The organism is Cytophagales bacterium (assembly GCA_033344775.1).
Lineage (GTDB): Bacteria > Bacteroidota > Bacteroidia > Cytophagales > Cyclobacteriaceae > JAWPMT01.
Map to the genome: position 1 here is coordinate 227,647 of JAWPMT010000007.1, position 20,124 is coordinate 247,770.

General features: G+C 44.6%; 19 protein-coding genes. 11 read left to right on the top strand and 8 right to left on the bottom strand.

From position 1 onward, the window contains the following. Positions 1-4: 4 nt before the first annotated feature. A complete protein-coding gene (locus R8G66_33015; GenBank protein ID MDW3197246.1) occupies positions 5-988 on the bottom strand; it encodes a hypothetical protein in 984 nt (327 codons plus the stop codon). On the opposite strand from R8G66_33015, the gene R8G66_33020 reads away from it, so the two are divergent. Further along, entirely contained in the window at positions 987-1,172 is a 186-nt protein-coding gene (locus R8G66_33020; protein ID MDW3197247.1) for a hypothetical protein, read from the top strand. The genes R8G66_33015 and R8G66_33020 overlap by 2 nt on opposite strands. A 51-nt stretch (positions 1,173-1,223) precedes the next feature. Here R8G66_33020 and R8G66_33025 read toward each other — a convergent pair whose 3' ends face one another. Then, positions 1,224-2,747: a M20/M25/M40 family metallo-hydrolase gene (locus R8G66_33025; GenBank protein MDW3197248.1), complete on the bottom strand. Its 1,524-nt coding sequence runs from the start codon at positions 2,745-2,747 to the stop codon at positions 1,224-1,226. Positions 2,748-2,914: 167 nt separating this feature from the next. Here R8G66_33025 and R8G66_33030 point away from each other — a divergent pair, with 167 nt between their 5' ends. The 3 genes from R8G66_33030 (at position 2,915) to R8G66_33040 (ending at position 6,176) form a co-directional block, all read left to right on the top strand. Further along, positions 2,915-4,891, top strand: coding sequence for a hypothetical protein (locus tag R8G66_33030; GenBank protein MDW3197249.1), 1,977 nt, complete (start codon positions 2,915-2,917; stop codon positions 4,889-4,891). Positions 4,892-5,007: 116 nt separating this feature from the next. Beyond that, on the top strand, positions 5,008-5,724 hold the full coding sequence (locus R8G66_33035) for a glycosyltransferase family 2 protein (protein ID MDW3197250.1): 717 nt from the start codon (positions 5,008-5,010) through the stop codon (positions 5,722-5,724). Positions 5,725-5,897: 173 nt separating this feature from the next. After that, positions 5,898-6,176 (top strand): hypothetical protein, encoded by a 279-nt coding sequence (locus R8G66_33040; GenBank protein MDW3197251.1) that lies wholly within the window; start codon positions 5,898-5,900, stop codon positions 6,174-6,176. A 42-nt stretch (positions 6,177-6,218) separates the two neighbouring features. Here R8G66_33040 and hemH read toward each other — a convergent pair whose 3' ends face one another. From hemH to R8G66_33055, 3 genes are all read right to left on the bottom strand, one after another. Continuing rightward, complete coding sequence (gene hemH, locus R8G66_33045) at positions 6,219-7,238, bottom strand: ferrochelatase (GenBank protein ID MDW3197252.1); 1,020 nt, start codon at positions 7,236-7,238, stop codon at positions 6,219-6,221. Between the two features lie 3 nt (positions 7,239-7,241). Further along, the gene (locus tag R8G66_33050; GenBank protein MDW3197253.1) at positions 7,242-7,832 is read right to left on the bottom strand and encodes a VTT domain-containing protein; all 591 of its coding nucleotides are present in this window, start codon (positions 7,830-7,832) and stop codon (positions 7,242-7,244) included. A 63-nt stretch (positions 7,833-7,895) separates the two neighbouring features. After that, positions 7,896-8,558 carry a hypothetical protein gene (locus R8G66_33055; protein MDW3197254.1) on the bottom strand — a complete coding sequence of 221 codons (663 nt, stop codon included), beginning with the start codon at positions 8,556-8,558 and terminating at the stop codon, positions 7,896-7,898. A gap of 300 nt (positions 8,559-8,858) precedes the next feature. Here R8G66_33055 and R8G66_33060 point away from each other — a divergent pair, with 300 nt between their 5' ends. From R8G66_33060 to R8G66_33075, 4 genes are all read left to right on the top strand, one after another. Then, a complete protein-coding gene (locus R8G66_33060) occupies positions 8,859-9,089 on the top strand; it encodes a hypothetical protein (protein ID MDW3197255.1) in 231 nt (76 codons plus the stop codon). Positions 9,090-9,148: 59 nt separating this feature from the next. Next, a complete protein-coding gene (recJ, locus tag R8G66_33065) occupies positions 9,149-10,855 on the top strand; it encodes a single-stranded-DNA-specific exonuclease RecJ (protein ID MDW3197256.1) in 1,707 nt (568 codons plus the stop codon). A gap of 70 nt (positions 10,856-10,925) precedes the next feature. Further along, a complete protein-coding gene (gene lptB, locus R8G66_33070; protein ID MDW3197257.1) occupies positions 10,926-11,657 on the top strand; it encodes an LPS export ABC transporter ATP-binding protein in 732 nt (243 codons plus the stop codon). Positions 11,658-11,693: 36 nt separating this feature from the next. After that, positions 11,694-13,172 carry a GH3 auxin-responsive promoter family protein gene (locus R8G66_33075; GenBank protein MDW3197258.1) on the top strand — a complete coding sequence of 493 codons (1,479 nt, stop codon included), beginning with the start codon at positions 11,694-11,696 and terminating at the stop codon, positions 13,170-13,172. 62 nt (positions 13,173-13,234) lie between these two features. Here R8G66_33075 and R8G66_33080 read toward each other — a convergent pair whose 3' ends face one another. After that, complete coding sequence (locus tag R8G66_33080) at positions 13,235-14,269, bottom strand: RluA family pseudouridine synthase (protein ID MDW3197259.1); 1,035 nt, start codon at positions 14,267-14,269, stop codon at positions 13,235-13,237. Positions 14,270-14,296: 27 nt separating this feature from the next. On the opposite strand from R8G66_33080, the gene R8G66_33085 reads away from it, so the two are divergent. From R8G66_33085 to R8G66_33095, 3 genes are read left to right on the top strand one after another with little or no spacing between them, the layout of a single operon-like run. Beyond that, positions 14,297-15,169 carry a pyridoxal-phosphate dependent enzyme gene (locus R8G66_33085; GenBank protein ID MDW3197260.1) on the top strand — a complete coding sequence of 291 codons (873 nt, stop codon included), beginning with the start codon at positions 14,297-14,299 and terminating at the stop codon, positions 15,167-15,169. Positions 15,170-15,194: 25 nt separating this feature from the next. Then, complete coding sequence (locus R8G66_33090) at positions 15,195-16,790, top strand: hypothetical protein (protein ID MDW3197261.1); 1,596 nt, start codon at positions 15,195-15,197, stop codon at positions 16,788-16,790. A gap of 1 nt (position 16,791) precedes the next feature. After that, on the top strand, positions 16,792-18,366 hold the full coding sequence (locus R8G66_33095) for a DUF5723 family protein (protein MDW3197262.1): 1,575 nt from the start codon (positions 16,792-16,794) through the stop codon (positions 18,364-18,366). Between the two features lies 1 nt (position 18,367). Here the strand turns inward: R8G66_33095 and radA are convergent, their stop codons facing one another. Further along, positions 18,368-19,726 carry a DNA repair protein RadA gene (gene radA, locus R8G66_33100; protein MDW3197263.1) on the bottom strand — a complete coding sequence of 453 codons (1,359 nt, stop codon included), beginning with the start codon at positions 19,724-19,726 and terminating at the stop codon, positions 18,368-18,370. Between the two features lie 35 nt (positions 19,727-19,761). Then, positions 19,762-20,088: a hypothetical protein gene (locus R8G66_33105; protein MDW3197264.1), complete on the bottom strand. Its 327-nt coding sequence runs from the start codon at positions 20,086-20,088 to the stop codon at positions 19,762-19,764. Positions 20,089-20,124 lie beyond the last annotated feature (36 nt).

Below are 20,124 nucleotides of genomic sequence, written 5' to 3' on the forward strand. Positions count from 1 at the left end.
ACTCTCAGGAAGGCAACGGGTCTCCCAGCGATAAAGAAGTATCCCAGGTTGGCATGCTTTGGACTAGAAATTCTGAGGCACTTGTACTTATGTCGTTCCAGCTTTTTGCCGCGTGGTGCAGATCTTTTGCAACTATATGGCTAGCTTCATTCTCCAATTGAGATACACTCATATTAACAAGCGGACTAAGCGTTGCCTCAAAATCACCCCAGGTTTGTTGAATCTCCTGCAATGCAGAATGGATATTAGTAACCATCTGGCTATATCCGGTAAGTTCCGAATTCAATGCTATAAGGTCGATTTTAAGTTTCGATTTTTTCTGAAAATCCTTTTCTTCACTATTGTATTGCGTTATATATGAATCATAAGCCTTCCTGTACTTTACTGCTTGAGCTCCAAGAGCACCTCCTAACACAGCACTGACAGGCAACAAAATGCCGAAAGAAATAACAGTCACTAATATTGATGATGAAGTTGCCGCAGCGGTATATTGGCTCCATAAATTATGAGCCTGGTTTACTTCGATTTGCAATGTTTGCAATAGATTCATATCCTTATTTAAGTGAGCCATGATCTTTGACTTGTCACTCACGTACGGAAGGGTTTTATCAATTGCCGGGCTCAATTGATCGGTATGCCAGCCTTCAAGTGAGGAAATAAGAGAAGCAATTTTTAAATTGATGGCCGAGGCCAGTGCCACAATTCCCGGATCTCCGTGCAGGAGCTTCTGCAGAGCATTTGCTTTATCCTGGGTCGTTTGTAAGGTACTGTAAATCTCTGCCGTATGAGAAATCGCTGCAGCAACCTTCGAGGCATTTACTTTTATGTGATTTGCAATCCAAACCATTATTGGTAATAATTCGGTGGGTTCTGTTCCTCCTGGGAAATTGCGGAGTGCATCCTGCATTTGATCAGGACTGCCCAGGGTAACTGCTGCCTGTTGCAAACTTGAAAATCCAGATACGCAATTAGTGATTTCCGTTTCCATGTCCGTATTAAAAGTGCCATACTTAGCGGTGAAATCAGAGTTGGTAGCAGGTAGTTTTTGGACCTTCACTGCCAAAGCCTGGATACTTAACCAATCTTCAGTAAATAGAACAAACTGGTTGGTGTTGGTCGTCAACGTACTTGTCGGAGCCAAAGAAATAGAATTAGACATGATTTATCTATGATTATGGTTTAAGAATGGTATCTGAAATGCCAAATGGAAGTAAGTACTTAGATCACTCCATCGTCATAATTGCACCCATCAATTCAATTCCGTACCAAAGATTGGCCAGCCGAAGATTTTCATCTGCAGCATGCTGGTTATTATCATGATTGGCAATGGGGACGATGATTGCAGGTTTTTTCAGCACATCTGTAAAAAGATAAAGGGGCAAGGACCCTCCCAAAGTGGGGAGCAAGACCAAATCATCTCCGGCAACATTTTGGGTGGCAGCTACTATTTCTTGTGTGATAGGTACGTCCATCGAAGTACGTGCTGCGGGATAACCACCTCCACGCGTGACTTTGGCAATTTTCGGATATTTTAGGCGAGTTTCCTGATCCGGGTCTTCGGTCACGATGTGATACCCTTGTTTTTTGATATGTGCCTCTACCAGATCCACCATTTTTTCAGGATCGCAACCTTTCACCAGCCGAATGCCTAAAGAGGCTGTTGCTGTTGAAGGAATGACATTTCTGGCCTCCTGGCCTACATTTCCTGTGCTGATGCCTTTGATGGTCAGGGAAGGATATAGTAACCTTTCATACAAGGATTCACTGCCTTCGGTATCATTGATGCCCAGTTCCATTTTCAAGGCGGCATCCACATCCGGGGCACTGGCCAGCGCCTCTATTTCTCTTGAAGTCAATGGAGCCACATCATCATAAAATCCTTCTATGATCACATTGCCATCAGCATCTTTCATGCTGGAGATCAATGACGAGATCATTTGGCCGGGGACTGGCGCCCAGTTGCCATAGTGACCGCTGTGCAACGATCTGTTGGGTCCGTACACGGTAACTTCCAGTCCGGTAACGCCCCGCACCCCAAAGACTAACTGTGGCCTTCGTGATTGATGAACCGGACCATCGCAAAACATCCACAGATCAATTTCATCGATGAGTTCGCGGTTGTCTTCCAGGTATCTGCGTAAATTTTTAGATCCTGCTTCTTCCTGGCCTTCAAAGAAGAAAATCAGGTTGGAAGTGATGTTCATCTCTTCTTTTCGGATCACATCCAGGGCATTCAGAATCGAGATGATCGGCCCTTTGTCATCACCTGCGGATCGGGCATAAATTCGGTTTTCCGGGTCAATCTTGTCACCTTTTTTAGGAAAGGGAATGGGTTTTCCATCATCAAAAAGGGCCTTATCATACAAAATCGGCTCCCACGGATCATTGGTCCAGTTTGCCTTGTTGACAGGCTGCCCGTCATAATGCACATAAAAAGCTAATGTTCTGGTGGCTCCTTTTACCGGTAGATAACCGAATACAATCGGAGGTGTACTCACGGTGCGCAAAAGCTTGGCTTCTATGCCTCTTGCTTCCAGCTGTTGGACAATGAAAGTTGCATTCTTATTGATGTTTGGCAGATCATAGGCCACATTGGGAATCGCTAAGAGTTTAGCAAAATCTGCAACGATCTGATGGCCATTTTCCTGAATATGTGTTTTGAATGGATTGGTTTGGCCAATAGAAAGCGTTGTTGCTACTGTGGAAAGCAAGAATGTGATCAAGACGACCTTATGATGTCTTTTCATGAATAAACCAGGTTAATAGCTGTCAAGATAAATAGTTGCAAGGACTTGGAGAGGTAGAGAAAGTGAAATCTGTCGTCCAAACTATATTCTGTTTTTCTAAATAACAACGGTGCCCGCTTTTGGTGTAAAAACATCTATCTTTCTCCATAACCTAAAAATGACACAACATGAAAAACAAACTACTTTACAGCGTAGGGTTATTGATGCTAATGAACCTACAACTATTGGCGCAAAAAGTACCCTATTCCGATCATGCATCGGATCAACTGTTACAAGGTCCATGCTACATTTTTGCTACCGTCGCGGCGATGGAATCCAAAGCTTTACAAGCTCAGGGGCAAACACAAGGAGGGCATTCGGGTGTCAACATCAATGAGTGGCGTTACTGGAGTGACTGTGTTTTGGGCGGATCAAATGGAGTTCCCAATGCTTCCCTTTCACAATTGGTCACCTTACCGCTACAACACATGATCGATTATGGTGCCATGGAAGCGGGCTCAGCCTTCAATTTTACTAGCGCTGCCTCATTGCCTAACTATAGCCCCTTGGATTGTGGAGATTTTAATGGCATCGCCAGCTTTGGCTGTACTACCGGAGGCGGCCCTTTCGGGAACGTCGGCAACTTGGATTGGTGTAACACACTTGGGGGATACCAATCTGGCACACAATGCCCGGAAGATATAGTTGGCAATGATTCATTCAATTTTACGCAATCAGCGACTAGTCCGGATTATTCATTTAGTAACCTGTCAATCCATCATATCACTTCCAATTTTACACCCCAAAAAGTCATTGATCAATTGGCCGCCGGTAATGGGGTGGTAGCAGTTATTGATAATTACGGATTTGAAACTTGCAATGGAGCATCAGCAGGCATTCAGCATGCCATTTTTATCTACGAGCACACCAATGGCGTTTTCTACTACAAAGACAGCTGGCCAGGTGGGGCAACGAATCGTAACCAAATGACAACTGGCCAATTCAGTAACCATCAGGTAAGAAGATTGACTTATGTATCCGGAGGTGGCGGTTGCACGAATTGTGGAGATACCCCTTGCGACTTTTCAATTTCTGGTTCAAGTACGCTAGGCTGTTCTAACACTACCTATCAATTGACAGGAGGAACAGGATCAGCAACGAATATTTCATGGCAATTTCCTACAGGAGTTACAGTAGTCAGTGGAGCAAATAGCTCAACGATTACAGTTCGCTCTGACAATACCGGTTCTTCATTTTCAGGCCAGATCTCTGTCACTTATTCGGATGTAAGTGGCTCCTGCTCTGACACCTTTCCAGTTACGGTTTGTGCATCTGTTGTAGATCAGCCGTGCGACTTTTCCGTTACTGGTCCGAGTACGATCGGTTGTACCACATCAACTTTTCACTTGACTGGCGGATCAGGAAGCGCGACCAATATTTCGTGGCAAGTTCCTTCCGGAGTGACCATTGTGAGTGGGGCAACCAGTACTACTTTACGAGTGAAAGCCAATAACTGTAGCAGTTCCTTTTCCGGTCAAATTTCTGCCTCCTATTCGGACATCAATTCCTGTACCGCATCCAGATCGGTGACGGTTTCCGGTGGCAATGTGTCCACGGTTTCATCTATTCAGTTGAACGGCCCAGCCAGTGGACAGATATCCGATGTTTGTCCGGGAAGCGCTGTGCAACTGGTAGCCATTGACAACAATTCAGCGCATTGTCCAATCTATGAATGGTACGTTTCAGGAGCCACTATACTGAATGGGCAAGGGACCAATGAGATCAATATCCTCACCAATAATGTTGATGGTGCTTATCAATATTATCGGGTACGAGTGAAAAAGGCCTGTGGTTCCTACACTTCCTGGAGAACCCGAACCGGCTATCTGGACGACTGCAGTGGCGGTGGAGGCATCGGTATCTTTCCGGGCTTCCAATTTTCTCAACAACTAGGAGCTGATGAAATATTCCAGGGGCACCCATCATTGATGGAAATGGACGTTCAAATCATTAGCCTGAGTGGGAAAAAGCTTTCTACTTTCCGGATTAGTAGAAATAATAATGCAATTGATCTGAGTGAATTACCAAAAGGAATCCTGGTTGCCCGATTTGTAGATTTGAATAACAATTTATTGGATACGAAAAAAATCTCTATCGTTAGATAACGTCATTCTAAAATACCCAAATCATGAAGGAAGCTGCCGACAAATGGTAGCTTCCTTTTTTGTACGCTTTCTTATTAGTTAAAAATTGCTCAGCATTGCGACTTAAATCATTCTGATTGAAGTACCTGAGCATTGTCATCCCGACCCTCAACGAAGCTGCAAACCTTCGGAACACCATCCTTCATACGCAAGCCATGTGTGCTGATGTAAGCCAACTGGAAATCATTGTAGTGGACAATGGTAGTGTAGATCATACTTTGGAGACTGTGAAGGACCTGGAGGTAAAAACCTTTGAGCAGCCTTCGCTAAAAGGCAAAAAATATGCTGTGCTCAATTTTGGCTTACGGCAAGCTGCTGGTGAAGTGATCATGTTTTTGGATGCCGATACCCAATTACCGGAATCCTTTGATCTACTCATCAAAAAAAGTCTGTCTGACCCCAGGGTCGTAGGTGGCGCCTTTGATTTTGAGTTCCAGGAACGCCAATGGTATTTGCAAGCCCTGGCAGCCCTCAACCGTTTAAGGATAAGGGTCGATTATAACTTCCTTGGCGATCAAGCTGTATTTTGTCGAAGATCAATACTCGAACAAATTGGTGGCTATCCTGAAAAGTTGATCATGGAAAGCTCCTACTTGTGCCTTGCCTTACGAGAGCACGGAAGGTTAAAAATCGTTCCTTCGCGGATAAGGACTTCTGCCCGTCGATTCCTGGAAAATGGCTTTCTCAAAGTGTTCTGGTACGACTCCAAAGTGTGGTTTCACTATCTACTTGGTTTGGATACCGACAGATTTGGTGCTGCCTACTGGCAGCACAACGATACAACATTGGAGTGAGTCTACCTCATTTGAGGTAAATCAACATCCGGTGTATACGTGGCATGCCCCTGATAATGCTTTCTTTCAACTTTGTCTCATCATCAATCACAAATTCATCTGATTGAAGAGAGGAGGAAAGCTGAAAATCCGAAACAGAGTAAGCGTACATACAATCAGTAAATCATAATATCATGGCTGCGAACAATTATTTCACCGTAGTAAATTTTTCAGGAAAAGCATTGAACGTCACAGTAGATGGACAACAAATTAGTGTTCCACAAAATGGCGATCCTTCAGCAATTCATAAATTCAGTCAATCAGGCGATCAAATCACCGTAGATATCAGTGGAAACTCCGTGGACATGCCACTTTCTGGTGGTGACAATTCCTGGACCACTTTGGTTTACACCACTGTAGGAAAGGTGAATGTATTCAATGGTTCTCCGGCACTAGCTGCGCTGAATTACTAATATTTGATTGAATGGTGAGTAGTTCCGGGATTTTGGAACTACTTACTGTTTTTCCACCACTAACTGCTTCAGGCATTCTACCCATTTGGGCTCTGCATTCAGGCTAGGCACCAGGTCCCACTTTTCCCCTCCTGCATGTAGAAAGTCTTCCTGATAGGTTTCCCCAACTTCAATGGTGGTTTCCAGGCAATCGGATACAAACGCTGGAGAAAAGGCCAGTACCTTTTTCTTTCCTTCCTTCGCCAGATTGAGCAAAGTATCCTCCGTGTAGGGCTGCACCCAGGGATCTCTGCCCAGGCGTGACTGGAAGCATACGGTATACTTTTCTTCCGGAATATTCAGTTTAGCCGCTACAAGACGTGTGGTTTCAAAACACTGTGCCCGATAACAGTAGCGGTTTTCTTCGTTGAGGGTACTACAGCAGGTGCCTAATTGGCAATAGTCACCGTAGGAGCCTTTACGAATTTGTCTTTCCGGTAATCCGTGATAGCTGAACACATAGTGATCGTATGCTTCTCTTTCCATGAAGACGCTGCCCTGATCTGCAATGGTCTCGATGAACAATTCATGCTCCAGAAACTGAGAAGTGAATTTGATCTCGGGAATGATCTGCCAGCCTTTCACGATTTCCATGACTCGGTCGATCACAGACCCGGTAGTCGCTGAGGCGTATTGCGGAAACAGCGGAATGACATGAATAGAGGAGACGCGAGCATCCTGCATTTTTTTTAGTACATCTGGTAAAGATGGTTCTTGATATCGCATGGCGAAATCGACCACATAGTCATCACCAAGCACTTCTTGTAGCAGTTTAGTGATGTCTTCTGTGTAGTACTTCAAGGGTGAGCCACGCTCTGTGAAAAGTTTACGGTATTCTTCTGCGGATTTAGGTGCCCGAAAGGGTGCAATGATCATGTTGACCAACAACCACCGCGGAACGGATGGAATGTCAATCACACGTTTGTCCGAAAGAAATTCTCTTAAATATTTACGTACGTCAGGCGTAGCCGTAGAATTGGGTGTGCCGAGGTTGACCAACAAGACACCAGCTTTTTGCTCCATGAGTTAAAATGAATTCGTCTGCCAAATGATATAAGCATAAACACCAAACCGAGCGAATCGGATAAGCGCCATCAACAAAAATTTTCGAAAAGGATATTTCACAGCTCCTACGAGCATACAAATTCCTGAAAACGGAAGGGGGGTAAGTGCTGCAACAATAACCAGAAACCCTCCATAGGCCTGAAATTGCTTTTCGACTTTGCCCAGGAAATTCTTTTTTATGGTGCGGTACAGCCGGGTAGTGTTGAAGAAAGAACCAATGCCATACCCAATCAAACCTGCGACGTAGGATATCGCTGCTAATAATGCCGTATTTTGGATATAGAGATCCATATCGCCATGTCGGGCAGACCAGAACATGAAAAATTCAGGAGGTATGATCCCGAAGATCACTTCTGAACCCAGGAAGATGCTGTAAATAATAGTGGGCTCATCGTAAATGGGCCCCAGGGCCTCCTTCAAATCAAATTGAAAATATTTTTTGGCAATGATGTAGCCGCCAATGATAACGGTCAGCCAAAGGAGCCCCCGAACAAGGTTTTTGAGCAAGAAGCTTGAACGCTCACGGGAACTTTTAGTCTCTTCGGTTTCCAAGGGGTATAACGATCGTCTTTTAAGGGTCAGTTGTTGTCTTTAACAGAAATTCTGCAGATAGGTTCAATCTTCTTTGGTTGAAACTTCCGGTGTTGCCGCAGCTTTTTGCATTTTTTTAGCAGTTCCGTTTTCTCCGCCTTTGTCATAGCTGATTTCCCAGTAGGGATCTTCAAGCTCGGTATATCGGCCATAAAATTGTGTCAACATGACTTTCACTGCATAATTCAGCCGATTGACCGCATCACTATGGTAATCGACTCTATTTTGGGGATGGAAAATAAAGAACTTAATGATAGGGAAGCAGGCTTTGCGAAGGTCCCGAAGTACTTTGGTGACAGGCACATTTCCGGATTCCAATTGTTGGATCGCTTCCTCAGAAGCGGCACTCAATCCGAGGATCAACTTCGCATAGATTTCTGAGATCGTGGATTTTTCTTCCTGAAGCTGTTCGGCACACTCTTCGCTGTAGGCTTTGAGAATCCGCAAGCCAGGTAGACTCATCGATGCCTCAGTAAATACATCTGGCTGCCATAAAATCTCCCGAAAAGTAAAAAGCGAGGGTAATAATTCCGTATCGTAGTTTTCATCATTGCGAAGGTTCAGGAGAGTCGTATGATCCAAACCGACAATTCGTACGTTGCCCGCGGTTAACGAATAATACCATCCACTTTCCTCCTGATCGATCATTTGGATGAAATTCCAAATCTCGCTTAATGAAATCTTCATAGCTTCTAATTGCCCTTAAAGTAAAGTGAATATCGGCTAAGAATGAAAGAAATAGGTCACTACACAAAGCATGCCGCTTGACAAGGCCTAAATTTTATCGATTTGGTCGTACCAATTAGCCTTTCTTAAAAGGTGAATTTCATACCTGAAGTATTTCTGTTTAGATGAGGAAGACAACATTTTGGCCATTTTCATTAACAGAATATGATGGTTTTGGGGGTTTGACCCTATTTTCTTGACAATAAGTTGATCTTATTTATGTGAATATCGTATGCATGCATACTATTTTTGTTATCAACTATGAAAGAAAAGGTTCAACCTCGATTTTTTGAAGGTCAGAAATTTGTCCGGATATCGGATCTTCCGAAGCAGCAAGCCTCCTTGTTCAGCAATTGGACATCAACACAACTGAGTCCTCTGACATTGGTGGAAATGATGCCAGTAGTCAATGATATGGTGAGTTATGACGACTATTCTTTTTGGTTCGATTATCACTATGTCATCGAAAGGGACATGGACGAATTGATCTGATTTTTAAAGTTTTTTAATTTTTTCTATTCCGGTAACCACAAATTGGTTAAGATTTGCCGATGGAAAAAAAGTGGGTGATTCACAAAACAACGGATCCTGCTTCGGCCCAACAACTGTCAAAGGCACTCAACATTAATCCTGACCTCAGTTCGCTGCTCTTGCAAAGAGGTATCGACACCTTTGAATTGGCGAAAGACTTTTTCAGGCCGTCTCTGGATCATTTGCACGACCCTTTTCTCATGTTAGACATGGACAAGGCCGTGAACCGTATTTGTAATGCGGTCTTTCAAAAAGAAAAAATATTAGTCTACGGAGATTATGATGTGGATGGCACTACTTCGGTAGCACTGGTCTATGGTTTTCTCAAAGCATTTTGCGATCCTGGACAGATTGCCTATTACATCCCGGATCGATATGAAGAGGGATACGGATTATCTGAAAAAGGAGTACGCTGGGCAGCGGATCAGGCCTTTGACCTGATCATCACTCTGGACTGTGGGATTAAAGCAAATGCCAATGCTGCACTCTGCTCTCAACTAGGTATTGATCTGATCATATGCGATCACCATTTACCTGGAGAACAGTTACCTGTCGCTACGGCGATTTTGGACCCAAAGCGAGAAGGTTGCAATTATCCATACAAAGAGCTCTCGGGTTGTGGAGTTGGGTTCAAATTGCTGCAAGGGTTCTGTCAACAGAACACGATCGACCTCAAGCAGCTGTTCAATTTTCTGGACCTGGTGGCGATCAGTATTGCCAGTGATATTGTGCCCATCACCGGTGAAAATCGAGTACTCGCTTTTTATGGGTTGAAGAAAATCAATTCAGTACCTTCTGCAGGCATTGCAGCACTTATTCAGGTGAGTGGCTTAAAAACCAGATTGAAGATCTCAGACCTGGTTTTCTATCTCGGACCCAGGATCAATGCTGCGGGTCGCCTTTCACATGCACGGGAGTCGGTGCGTTTATTGATTGGGGAAGACCAGGACCAATTGGCGGATTTTTCGAAGCAGCTCAATGAGATCAATAGTGCGCGGAAAGAACATGACCGATCCACAACGGAGCAGGCACTTGAAATGATTGAAGAAGAAGCAGCTGGGCCGGACAAAAAATCTACCGTACTTTATCGAGAGGATTGGCACAAGGGGATCGTTGGTATTGTCGCTTCCAGATGCATCGAAAACTATTACCGCCCTACCATCATTCTTACGGAATCGAAAGGTCATGCAACCGGTTCTGCGCGATCAGTGGAAGGTTTCGACATTCATGCGGCTATCTCAGAATGCAGTGACCTGCTGGATCAATTTGGAGGGCATCACCATGCTGCCGGATTATCCATGCCCGTAGAAAATGTGCCGTTGTTCAAACATCGATTCGAAGAAGTGGTGGCAAGTACTATCACCGAAGAGCAGTTGCTGTGCAAACTAGAAGTGGATCTGGAAGTGAATTTTGACTTTGTCAATTACAAGTCCTACAACATCCTTAGGCAAATGGCACCTTTTGGACCGGGTAATGCCAATCCGGTTTTGATCTCCAAAAACGTTAAGACAAAATATCCGCCCAGACTGATCAAAGACGAGCATTTGAAGATGACTCTCGTCAAAAATGGATCTCAACCTTTTGAAGCCATCGCGTTTGGTATGGGGCATTTTTTGGAGCCAATCAGTCAGGGCCAACCCTTCAGTATTGCTTTTCATTTGGATGAAAATGAATATCGTGGCAATAAAAGCCTGCAATTGATCATTAAGGATATAAAAATTGAGTGATAACTTGCGAATTGGTTGAAGAAGTGCTCCAGGAAGCCTTGCTTCCCGAAGAGCGAATTCGAATACGAGGATGAAATTACAGGCAAAGAGCTTAGTCAAGAAATACAAGAAAAGAACGGTGGTCAATCAGATCTCCGTGGAGGTGGAGCAAGGCGAGATTGTAGGGCTGCTGGGCCCTAACGGAGCTGGAAAAACCACTTCATTTTACATGATCGTGGGGTTGATCAAGCCTAATGATGGTCATATCTATCTGGATGATGAGGACATCACGCCTTTACCGATGTATCAGCGAGCCAAAAAAGGCATCGGATACCTCGCGCAGGAAGCATCAGTTTTCAGGAAATTATCCGTGGAAGACAACATTCTTTCCGTGCTTGAAATGACCAAGCTCTCCAAGGCAGAACAAAAAGCCAAAGCCGAGGAACTATTGGAAGAATTCAGTTTGACCCATGTGCGCAAGAATCTGGGGATGGTGCTATCCGGTGGGGAGCGGCGCCGCACAGAGATCGCACGAGCCCTCGCGGTGGATCCTAAGTTTGTTTTGCTGGATGAGCCGTTTGCTGGCGTGGATCCCATTGCTGTAGAGGAAATTCAATCAATTGTAGCCAAGCTCAAAAACAAAAATATTGGCATCCTGATCACGGACCACAACGTGAACGAAACCCTGTCTATTACCGATCGCGCTTATTTGATGTTTGAGGGTAAACTGCTGAAGGCCGGAACTGCTGAAGAATTAGCAGAAGACGAGCAAGTGCGTCGGGTTTACCTGGGCAAGCACTTCGAATTGAAAAGAAAAATTTAAGTCTTGGAACTGCTCAACTCCATATTGACGTGGGTCATGAGAAAGCGGATCCATCAGATCGAGCTTTTCATGAAATATCCGCACGATGTGCAAGAGGAATTGCGTGAAGGCCTGATCAAAGCGGCCAATCAAACAGAATATGGACGCAAGTATCGGTTCAAATCCATCGATAATTACGAGCAGTTCAAGAAGCAGATCCCAATTGTTGCTTACGAAGACCTTTCACCATACATCGAAAGATGCATGAAGGGGGAGCAAAACGTACTCTGGCCAACGGAGGTCAAGTGGTTTGCGAAGAGCAGTGGCACCACGAATGATCGTAGCAAATTCATACCGGTGACGGATGAGGCCCTCGAAGATTGTCACATGAAAGGAGGGAAAGACATGCTCTCCATCTATGTGAACAATTACCCGGATAGTCGCATGTTTACAGGCAAGAGCCTGGTGATCGGAGGCAGCCAGCAAATCAATCAGATGGACCAAAATGGCAAATCGAGATACGGTGATGTGTCGGCGGTTATTCTGAAGAACCTACCGCTCTGGGCTCAATATGTCCGAACACCTAGCATGGACATTGCCCTCATGGATGAATGGGAATCGAAGATCGACAAAATGGCTGCCCAAACTTCCGAGGAGAATGTCACTTCCATTTCGGGCGTGCCCACCTGGACCGTCGTGCTGCTGGAAAAAATTCTCGAAAAACGGAAAGTGGCTGATATCACGGAAGTTTGGCCGAATCTGGAAATTTTCTTCCATGGTGCCGTGTCATTCACGCCTTACGACAAGCTTTTTAAGAAGCTGATCCCTAATCCAGGCATGCGATACATGGAGACCTACAACGCTTCCGAGGGCTTCTTTGGCATTCAGGATCAGAAGGATTCCAAGGAAATGTTGCTAATGCTTGATTATGGAATTTTCTATGAATTTATTCCCATGGATCAACTGGGGAATGAAAAAGAAGAGGCTATTCCTCTTGGAGAGGTAGAGGTTGGAAAAAATTATGCGGTATTGATCACCACCAATGGCGGGCTTTGGCGCTATAAAATTGGGGACACGATCAAATTCACTTCCTTAGATCCACACCGGTTCAAGATCTCGGGACGAACGAAGCATTTTATCAATGCATTTGGAGAAGAGTTGATTATTGAAAATGCGGAACAGGCCATTGCACAGGCTTGCCTAAAAACCAATGCTACTATAGAGAACTTTACAGCCGGACCGAAATATTTGGAGGTTGGAAAGAGTGGTGGCCATGAATGGGTGATCGAGTTTGAACAGGAACCAGATGATCTTACCCGATTTACTCAAATCCTCGATGAAACCCTGAGGGAAATCAATTCAGATTACGATGCCAAACGACACAAAGGTATGGCGCTTCATCCACCGGTCATTCACGCAGTGGAAAAAGGTACATTCCACAGTTGGATGAAAAAACGCGGAAAGTTAGGCGGTCAAAACAAAGTTCCCAGACTCTCCAATGATCGCCTGTATCTGGATAGTATTTTAAGTGTTTAGTTGAAATTATTGAAGCACCCTGAGGCTCTCACCTGCTTGCCGGCAGACAGGAAGGGTGCTTATCAATCCTCTTCATGCTCATCAGGATGATACTGAGTGTAGTGACGCCATTTTTCCAGTACCTGCTGAAAATCTTCCGGGATCTCGGAATCGAACTCCACATACTCATTGGTTCTGGGGTGTATGAATCCAAGACTTTTGGCGTGTAGTGCCTGCCGGCGCATGATCTTGAAGCAATTCTGTACAAACTGCTTGTACTTAGTGAAGACTGTACCTCTAAGGATTTGATCCCCGCCATAGAGTGCATCCGCAAATAAGGGATGGCCGATGTACTTGAAGTGGGCCCGGATCTGATGGGTCCTTCCTGTTTCCAGGTTACACTTGACCAGACTGACGTAGTGAAATTTCTCGATCACCTCATAGTGTGAGATCGCAGTGCGACCCTGGCCTTCAGGAAACGCTACGGTAATCCTTCTGTCTGCCAGGCTTCTACCTAAATTCACATTGATCGTGCCTTTATCCTCATCGGGGATCCCCCAAATGAGCGCATAGTAGGTCCGTTCAATGCTATGGTCATAAAATTGTTTGGCCAGTTTAGACATGGCCAGTTCTGTCTTGGCGATCACCAGCAAACCAGAAGTATACTTATCAATGCGATGGACAAGACCAGGTCTGCCGTCATTGCCAGGTAGTGTAGGCAAGTTTTGGAAATGGTAGGCAATTGCATTGACGAGTGTTCCTGACCAGTTTTGATAAGCCGGATGAACGACCATTCCCGCTTCTTTATTTACAATCAGGATATCATCGTCCTCATATACGATGTTGATGGGAATATTTTCAGGAACCAGTTCTTCGTCTCTGGGAGGTTCTGGCAAATAAACCGTGATCACGTCGCCGGGCTTCACTTTGTAGTTAGGTTTGATGATCACTTCCCCTACTTTCACATACCCATCCCGAATGCCGTCCTGAATCTTGGAACGCGTCACATTCGCCAATCGATCGAATAAAAATTTATCGATCCTCATGGGCTGTTGCTTAGGGTCTACCTCGATTTGATGCCTTTCGTAAAGTTCTTGTGGTTGATTTTCGTCCTCCATACTGCAAAATTGAATAATCTTGAAGTAATGAAACCTGTTGTTCCCAGTCCAATTGTTCAATTACATCATCCGGACTTTGAAAATAAGCATATTGAGGTGTTTGTAAAGCGCGAGGATTTGATCCATCCGGAGATCATGGGAAATAAATGGCGGAAGCTGAAATACAACCTGGAAGCGGCCCGGAAGCTCGGAAAAAAGCGGCTGGTGACCTTTGGAGGCGCATATTCAAATCATGTCGCAGCAACCGCCGCCGCGGCCGAACTGTTTGATTTTGAAAGTAAAGCGATCATTCGGGGTGAGGAACTCAACTCAGCAAGTAACCAGACTTTAAGAACAGCAGCTGAAAAAGGAATGTCCTTTGAATTTGTTTCCAGGGAGCAATTCAGACAATTAAAGATGGCATATCAGGGGCTGCAACCCGAAGATTATCTATTGCCCGAGGGGGGTACGAATGCTTTGGCTGTGGAAGGAGTGGCTGAGCTGATCGATGAAATCGATGTAGCATTCGACATACTTGTGACGCCTGTAGGCACCGGAGGTACGCTGGCCGGTTTGCTCAAAGGCCTTAAGGGAAAGGGAATGGTCTGGGGATTTTCGGCCTTAAAAGGTGTGTTCATTCACGATGAGATCGAGAAACTTTGTGAAATGAATTACTTGACTCACCGCAATTACAAACTTTTTACGGACTACCATTTCGGAGGATACGGGAAAATTAATCAGGATTTAAAGGGTTTTATGCATACTTTTATGCAGGAGTTCGGTTTTTTATTGGACCCTGTATATACTGGAAAGATGTTTTTCGGCGTTTGGGAGAATGTAAAAAATAACCAAATTGCGCCCGGAACCCGATTGCTGGTTTTGCACACTGGCGGTCTTCAAGGTATACAGGAAGGCGATTGACTCCTTTTGGTTTAGCAGGTCTGGAATGAAAAAATTTGTGTTCATAGCGTTTTTCGCCCTGGTAGGTGCTAGCTGTAATATCAATCAGCTGGAAACTGATAATCTTGCTATTGAAAATTATCAAGGCACGATAGGTATCCCAGTTGGGGAATTCAATGAAACCTTTAGGAGACTCTTTGAGGACCTCATCGATTCGTCCCAAAACCTCCAAATAGGAGAAGACTCCATATTCGTACTGGTCTTCGTTGATAGCCTCTCATACGACAATGTCGATGATTTGGTCGTAATTGATGATATTACAAACGGGACCATTGTGGAATTGTCCGAAACTCCGGCTTCTCCTGTGGCTACCCAAATTCCAGTTGACGAAACATTTACTTTCAGCTATCAACCACAGAATGGTGAGCCGACCGATTCTGTTGTTTATGAATCAGGCACACTTTCGCTGCGAATCAATTCATCCCTGGATTCACCATTGGATTTCCAGTTTGATATTTTCAATACGATAGATGCTTCCGGAAATAATGTAGCGTTTTCGGGAAATGTAGGATCGAATTCAAATTTCGATGGTTCTCAGGACCTGGCCAATCACTCTACATTCTTGACATTGGACGGTGACCAGAACACCTTTCAGGTGAGATTTACGGGTACCATCAATTTACAGCCTGGAGATGCTATTTCAAGTACGGATATCCTTAGCTTCAATCTGACTTATAGAGATCAGACCATTCGGGAAGTCTACGGTTTCTTCGGAAATGACAACCTTCAAATAGGGAATCAATCCATAGACGTTTCTTTTTTCGAAGAATTTGGAACCGGTGTGGTTTTCGAAAACCCTCAAATGATCATGAGATTCGATAATTCTTTTGGCGTGCCTATCGGATTAAACCTTGGAGGTATTGCAGGCATTAATAACTCAGGAGCTACTCCCGACACAACTTTCCTGTCTGGTGCAGTGACCGAGTCGTCACAAGTAATTGCGTCGCCCGATCGGACTCAGGTTGGTCAGACCATTTCAGATGAGTTTTCTGTTGATTCCCAAAATTCAAATCTGGCAGAATTGCTGGCGGCATCACCGGATCAGCTCAATTTTAATATTTCTGCCACGACGAACCCCGGTAGCACATTTGCGCAGAACTTTGTCACCAATCAATCTGCACTAGATGCTGAGATTGAAATGCGTCTCCCGCTTTCTGTCCAGTTCAATAATGTACGCCGAGAAGTGGACTTTAGCCTGAATACAGATATTAATTTGAATGATGTAGATTCGGCAGCCATCCGATTTGTGACGAATAATCAATTGCCCTTAAATGCATCGCTAGGCATACAATTTAAAGCGGCAGATAGTACGGTATTGGCGACAGTAGACAGTACATTGGTACTAGCAAGTCCATTCATCAATAGAGATAACAGGGTGGTTGAAGGCGAAAATAATGTTGCCAATTTATCCCTCAACAAAGAAGCGTTGACCGCCTTTCAGGACAGTGAAATCCTCACAATTATCTTAACGCTAAATACACCCGAAACACTAAATTCTCAAGAAATTTTTGTCGACCTTTTGGCACAGTACATGCTGGAAATGAAAGTGTCGTTGGTAGTCAAATTAAACGTCGATCTATAGGGTGAGGCGCATAAAATTTATATATCTGGCCCTGATTTTGATGGGTTTTACTGCATCGGGACAGCATGGTCTTTCCATGTACCACCTGCGCAATGCAACATTTCAAAATACGCAGTTCAACGCGGCACACATGCCAGATTATGGTCGTGTATTTGTTGGCCTGCCGGTACTATCAGGGATTAATCTGCATTTGAATAGCAAACTGAGTTATAATGAAATTTTCACCAAAGGCAGCGATAGTACCCTTTTAGATATCTCAAAAGCAGTTTCCAACTTATCTGCAAGAAATGGCTTTCATGCCCATGTAAACCTGAATCTTTTTCATCTGGGTTTTCGGTTACCCAATAATGGCGTGGTAAGCTTATTTGCGAATGAAAGGGTGGAAGCAGACATATTGTTCCCTACCCGATTGGCTCGTTTCCTGTGGGAGGGTAATACTGCCTTCTTAGAGCGACAGATCAACATTGGGAATTCTTCCTTAAACTTCATGCACTACCGTGAATTTGGTCTTGGGTATGCTTATGCGCTGCCTCAGTACGGTTTAAAAATAGGTTTTAGAGCGAAATACTTGCAAGGCTTTTTTAATGCGGGTACACCAGGAGCCCTAAGTGCTACCTTCCTGACGCAAAACGAAAATCATCAGTGGGATATTGATGTTTCTAATGGACGAATCAGGACTGCCGGTGTTGAAATAGCTACTGGAGATGAGGGAGATATCGGAACACATTTGGTGTCTAATGGAAATACGGGTGCCGCCTTGGACCTGGGTTTTGAATACGATTATAATCGTTGGTATACCATCGCACTGGGCGTCAACGACCTTGGCTTCATCAACTGGAAAGAAAATACCAAGCAATACTCCATTCCCGATACCTCTGTGGTGTTTACGGGAGCACAACTTTATGGAGCAGAAGACTCGTGGCAGGATTCTGTTGAGACCTTTGTCAATCGTTTCGCAGAATACGATAACAACAATGAGACCTACGGAACCATGTTGCCTACCCGAGTTTTCGGTAGTGTGGTTTACAAAGGGTTCCGGCCTTTTGATGTGATCTCTACCGTTTCTACCCGAATCATCCAGGGAGATCCAAGATTTTCATTCAGTGTTGGAGCAAGATATACGCTCGGACCTTGGCTGACGGTATCGGCCAATGTGATCAAGTTGGATCAGCAGTTTTTCAATGGCGGATTGGCCCTGGCATCAAAAGTAGGCCCGGTTCAGATTTATATGGCCTCTGATAATGTACTGGGATACAATGTGCCTGATATGTCGGCACTGGATTTCCGATTTGGCATCAATTTGATTTTTGATAAGAAACAACAAAAGGTACAGGATAATAAGCCTGGCAGAATTCAGCAACCTCCCCCATTGAAGCAGAAAAAAGATAAGACCAAAGCCAAAGGTTCTACTTATGGTTTCTTCCTTGGAGAAGAAGTGAAAGTAAAAGGTAAGGACACCATCTATTCAGTGATCAAGAAACAAAAGCGTAGAAAACTGAAGGATACCCGAAGCCCTAAGCCAGCATTCCGTAAGGCGAAGAAAGGGGCAAAAGGTCCGGGTGGAGAAGATGATTGATCTATTTGAACAAAAAGCCGAAAGCTTCCTTTACCAATTTTCCCTCTTTGATCTTTAATGAACCAACCTTCAATTTTTCTGGACCTGAAGGAATAATTGCGTTCTCAAATCCGAGTTTCTGTGCCTCTGCCACTCGATTTTCCAGTCGATTTACTCTTCTCAATTCTCCTCCAAGGCCTACTTCACCGATGACGCAGGTATTCTCAAGCATTTCCAGGTCATGAAACGAGGAATATACAGCGGCACAGACCGCCAGGTCCAGTGAGGTATCATTGACTTTGATGCCCCCGGTAATATTGAGGAAGACATCCTGCGTACTCAATCGAATGCCCATGCGTTTTTCCAACACAGCGAGCAACATGTGCAGACGTTTGATATCAAATCCGGTTGCACTGCGTTGCGGAGTGCCAAAGGTCGCGGGACTCACAAGGGCCTGCACTTCAATTAATAAAGGTCGATTACCTTCCATGGAAGCGCCTATGGCGACACCTGAAGTGCCTTCTGATTGTTCAGACAGCAGCATTTCGGAAGGGTTTTTAACCTCTTCCAGGCCATCACCCTGCATTTTGTAAATACCCAGTTCTGAGGTAGAGCCAAAACGGTTTTTGATGGTCCGCAAAATACGATAGGTCATGTTGCGGTCGCCTTCAAACTGCAAGACCGTATCGACCATGTGTTCCAGTACTTTTGGACCTGCAATGTTACCTTCTTTGTTGATGTGGCCGATCAGAAAGACTGGCACATTATTTTGTTTCGCATATTGCATGAGTTGCCCAGTACATTCCCTTACCTGCGTAATTGATCCTGGAGCAGCCTCCAGCTTCGAAGTATGCAGGGTTTGAATAGAATCAATAACCAGGAGGTTTGGGCCCAACTCTGCTACATGATTGAAAATGTCATCCAGTGAGGTTTCTGAAAGCAAATAGCAACTGGTAGCCACGATGCCTAGCCGATCTGCCCGTAATTTGATCTGTTGTGGGCTTTCTTCACCAGAAACGTATAAAACTTTTTGCTCTTTGAGTCGAATGGCCAGCTGCAGTAGTAGGGTACTTTTACCAATGCCGGGTTCTCCGCCGATCAGGATCAGGGAACCGGGTACGATACCGCCTCCAAGTACGCGATCCAGTTCTTCATCACCACTGCTTTCGCGTTTGTGTTTTTCTGCCGTGATTTCATTGAGTAAGGTGGGCGCGTTACCTGATTTTCCTTTCGAAGTGGCCCATGCAGGCACAGCCGATGAAGGAGAAACAACTTCTTCCAGATAAGTATTCCATTCTCCACATGCCGGACATTTTCCTACCCATTTGGGTGACTCAGCACCACAATTCTGACAATAAAAGACGGTTTTTTGCTTGGCCAAAAGTTTTTTGGCGAAGGTAGTGTTTCTGTTTTGGATTAAGTCCTTTCGATGATCGAAGTTATTTCGACGATGCGTCCTACCATGCAAATACTGAATAGATTATCTACTTCAATATATTCCACGCAAACAGGGAGACCTTCTGTCAATTCGATCTCAAAATCATCCAGATTGATAGGCTCCAATGTGGTGTCATCATCGAGTTGTATGACCCAACCACAGCCATCAAAACCGGTCTCATTGAACAACGTTCCACTGGCGCAATCCAGGTTCGGTTCATCATCCTTACAACCAATGAAAATAATGGCGATCAAGAGTAACCCTTTCAGAGAGATTTCCAGGTTTGATATTTGATTTTGGCTCATGGTATAAGGATTTCTTCATGAGTGGCGAAAGTCGTG

Bases quoted from the DNA above. Each gene is read 5' to 3' on its own strand.
- hemH (MDW3197252.1), bottom strand. From the start codon at position 7,238: ATGGAGCAAAAAGCTGGTGTCTTGTTGGTCAACCTCGGCACACCCAAT.
- R8G66_33075 (MDW3197258.1), top strand. From the start codon at position 11,694: ATGAGAAAGCGGATCCATCAGATCGAGCTTTTCATGAAATATCCGCAC.
- R8G66_33020 (MDW3197247.1), top strand. From the start codon at position 987: ATGTCCGTATTAAAAGTGCCATACTTAGCGGTGAAATCAGAGTTGGTA.
- R8G66_33015 (MDW3197246.1), bottom strand. From the start codon at position 988: ATGGAAACGGAAATCACTAATTGCGTATCTGGATTTTCAAGTTTGCAA.
- R8G66_33090 (MDW3197261.1), top strand. From the start codon at position 15,195: ATGAAAAAATTTGTGTTCATAGCGTTTTTCGCCCTGGTAGGTGCTAGC.
- R8G66_33030 (MDW3197249.1), top strand. From the start codon at position 2,915: ATGAAAAACAAACTACTTTACAGCGTAGGGTTATTGATGCTAATGAAC.
- R8G66_33105 (MDW3197264.1), bottom strand. From the start codon at position 20,088: ATGAGCCAAAATCAAATATCAAACCTGGAAATCTCTCTGAAAGGGTTA.
- lptB (MDW3197257.1), top strand. From the start codon at position 10,926: ATGAAATTACAGGCAAAGAGCTTAGTCAAGAAATACAAGAAAAGAACG.
- R8G66_33025 (MDW3197248.1), bottom strand. From the start codon at position 2,747: ATGAAAAGACATCATAAGGTCGTCTTGATCACATTCTTGCTTTCCACA.
- recJ (MDW3197256.1), top strand. From the start codon at position 9,149: ATGGAAAAAAAGTGGGTGATTCACAAAACAACGGATCCTGCTTCGGCC.
- R8G66_33040 (MDW3197251.1), top strand. From the start codon at position 5,898: ATGGCTGCGAACAATTATTTCACCGTAGTAAATTTTTCAGGAAAAGCA.
- R8G66_33060 (MDW3197255.1), top strand. From the start codon at position 8,859: ATGAAAGAAAAGGTTCAACCTCGATTTTTTGAAGGTCAGAAATTTGTC.
- R8G66_33080 (MDW3197259.1), bottom strand. From the start codon at position 14,269: ATGGAGGACGAAAATCAACCACAAGAACTTTACGAAAGGCATCAAATC.
- R8G66_33085 (MDW3197260.1), top strand. From the start codon at position 14,297: ATGAAACCTGTTGTTCCCAGTCCAATTGTTCAATTACATCATCCGGAC.
- R8G66_33055 (MDW3197254.1), bottom strand. From the start codon at position 8,558: ATGAAGATTTCATTAAGCGAGATTTGGAATTTCATCCAAATGATCGAT.